1 protein-coding gene is annotated in these 2,883 nt (G+C 42.8%); it reads right to left on the bottom strand.

Features of this window, described 5'->3' with window-relative positions:
• Positions 1-2,883 (bottom strand): putative Ig domain-containing protein (locus BB427_RS22980; RefSeq protein WP_139119097.1); only part of this gene is annotated, 2,883 nt, incomplete at both ends.

Below are 2,883 nucleotides of genomic sequence, written 5' to 3'. Positions count from 1 at the left end.
GGTGCTGTGCCGATTTCCCGCGCTGTGGTCTCAGCCGAGGCAAATTGTATCTGTGGTTCCTTAACCTCAGGCATGCTTAATGATTCAAATGAAAAGCTTCTTGCCGCTCGTAAACCAAGTCCTCCAAGGGAAGGTGGACGTGGAGTCGGCGTCGGAATTGGATCCGGCGGAATTGGATCCGGCGTCGGAGTTGGATCCGGTGTCGGAGTCGGATCCGGTGTCGGAGTTGGATCCGGCTCTATCACGACCTTGTTGGTAATACTAAGTGTATGCCTAGCCCACCCACTCCAGCTGCCATCGTTATCCCTAACTCTCACTCTTATCCACTCAGAAGAGTTTGACCCTTCTGATGAGTAAACCCTAATAGAACGTCCACTACCACCAAAGCTCAATCCAGATGACACCTCCCACTGATATTGGGCAATACTTCCATCTGAATCGGATGCATGTGCTTCAACTCTTGTAGACTCTCCCTTGTTGATGCTACTCACTGCACTGATATATACAGTCGGAGGCTTATTTGCAGGCTGGCCTTCCGCTATATTCAATATAAATTGTTTCGTTACCGTATGACCATTAGCCCCTCCTTCTGCTGCCCGTATTGTCACCCGATAACGACCTGAGCTGCTATAACTTGGTACGCCACGTAACAACCCGTTTGAAGAAAATGATAACCCACTTGGGATCGATGTAGGCATCCAGTGACCACTGCCACCAAAACTATTCGACGCCATAGTATTACGCTCGATTGAAAGCGACGGATTCGGTCCTCCTGAGTACTGTAATTCTTCTTCAAAATTAGCACTAAACGTCAGTGATTTACCTTCTGGATCTCTCACGCGAGCGCTTAAGTCTAGCGAAAATGAAACTCCCTCTGTGATATGTTGATCTGGAATATCGCCTACTGGAGGGCGATTTTCAGGAATACCCTCGGCGATATTCAGGTAAAACTGTCTTGTTATCGCGTAGCCATTTGCTCCGCCTTCTTTTGCTTGTACCGTCACCCGATAACGACCGACAGTACCAGCGTTGGGCTTTCCACTCAGTATGCCATTAGAGTTAAATGATAAACCATTTGGGATAGACGCAGCCCCCCACCGGCCATTTGGTCCTATATTAATCACAAAATCTTTTTCAAACTGTGCAGTAAAGGTAAGCGGAGTTCCTTCTGGATCCGTTATTAGTGTCCGTAAGTCTAAGTGAAACGATTTACCTTCAGTCGCGCTATAGTTTTCGTTAACATTTCCTACGGGGGGTCGATTCACCGCCGATACTGAAATTTCAAATGTAACATCTGCAAAGTTACCATAAGGATCGGTTGCACGCATGATAACTTGATGAATACCCACCGGCTTATTGCTCGTGGTCGCAGACAATGTGCCACTTGATGCGTTCCAAGTTGCCCAACTTGGTTTGTTTAAAACCGTATATGTTAGGTTATTATCATCAGGATCTGAAAATAACTGAGCAGGCCGATATGAAAAACTACCATTTTCCATTACCTCAATAACTGGCTCTAACGGTTTAAAAGCCACAGGGGGCTTATTGACCACATCCTTCACAACCAATTTCATGGTTAGCACAGTTCCTAATGGGCTTCTATTGTTTGCACTGTTTGTAGTCGTTGTTGCTTCAAAATCCGGTTTACGTGTTAAATGTATCTCAAACTCATGACTGCCGATATGATTCTTATTCGGCGTTACTACAATTCCTTGATTGTTCGGTAATAGAGACACAAAACTTGGTGCGCCTATCAGTCTAACGTTATCAATTGATGGCAGACCAGTATTTTCTGAGTTGAAATAGTAGTAATTTTGTTCGCCAGCTTTGGCTTCAAACTGAAACCCTTTAATGTCTACCGCAATCTCAATTAAGCCGGGCTCTAAAGCACCTGGTTCATGAATGACCATAAGTAAATTAGCTTTTGCAGACGAGGTAGTATTTATGACAGTACCTGAAACTTTTCCAGAGTTTCCATCTACTTCTATACCTAGTCTCTGAGCAACATTATCTAACTGTCCAGAAGCTATCATTGCTTGCACTTGGTCAAAGCTTTTATAGCTACCATCAGGCGCTGATATTTTACCCTTTTCATACGCGTAAATGAGGCTATAGTTCAGTGAATTAGGGTCTAAGCCATCAACGAGATTGCGAAATACATCTGTGTTTACGCTTTCTGTAACACGTTTTCCGGTTTCTAGATTCCAACTTAGGTTAGCATGCTTTAATTTAACTCCCTTATTTTCTACCGTAAGTTCAAACTCAAATGCCTTTGTCGCATTTATGCCGTCTGAATATGTTCCCTTTATAACGTAAGTACCTGCTCTGGAGTTATCAAATCCGTATAATTTATGTAGCTCGCCACCTAACTCTACTGTATTTAGCAAGTCATAACCCACAACCGGTCCATTATAACTTAGCCCTGAAGTTGAGGTTAAACGTATATCAATAGAATCATTCTCTGGATCCGAAAAATACTCTCTTAGATTAAGAGATTTGTCCCCTTCTGCCACATTAATCCGTGCAGGTAGGAGGCTTTGTGGCGGTTTGTTGTCTTTTACATGTAGGACAAACTCTTCAATTGCATAACCGCCTTTAGGGGAGTTAGAGTCCCCTCTTACTGTGATTTTATAATCGCCTTGTAAATTGTTTGTGGGAATTATTTTTATTTCACGGGTCGCTTTGTTGAAGCTAAGTCCTGGGACATTTCCAGTAACTGAAAGCTGGTAACCCGATTTAGCAACATCTTCGAAAATATTGTTAGGGAGCTTAAAAAGCCAAGCTTCAGTTGGTTTTTTTTGTACCGTCGTTTGTTTAGGTATATCAACATTATGTTTTATCGTATTAGATAATTTAAAAAGCACATCTTTGTTATGTACTTTT

This window comes from Pseudoalteromonas sp. BMB (assembly GCF_001709235.1).
Classification (GTDB): Bacteria; Pseudomonadota; Gammaproteobacteria; order Enterobacterales; family Alteromonadaceae; genus Pseudoalteromonas; species Pseudoalteromonas maricaloris.
This window is presented reverse-complemented; position numbering and strand designations above follow the sequence as displayed.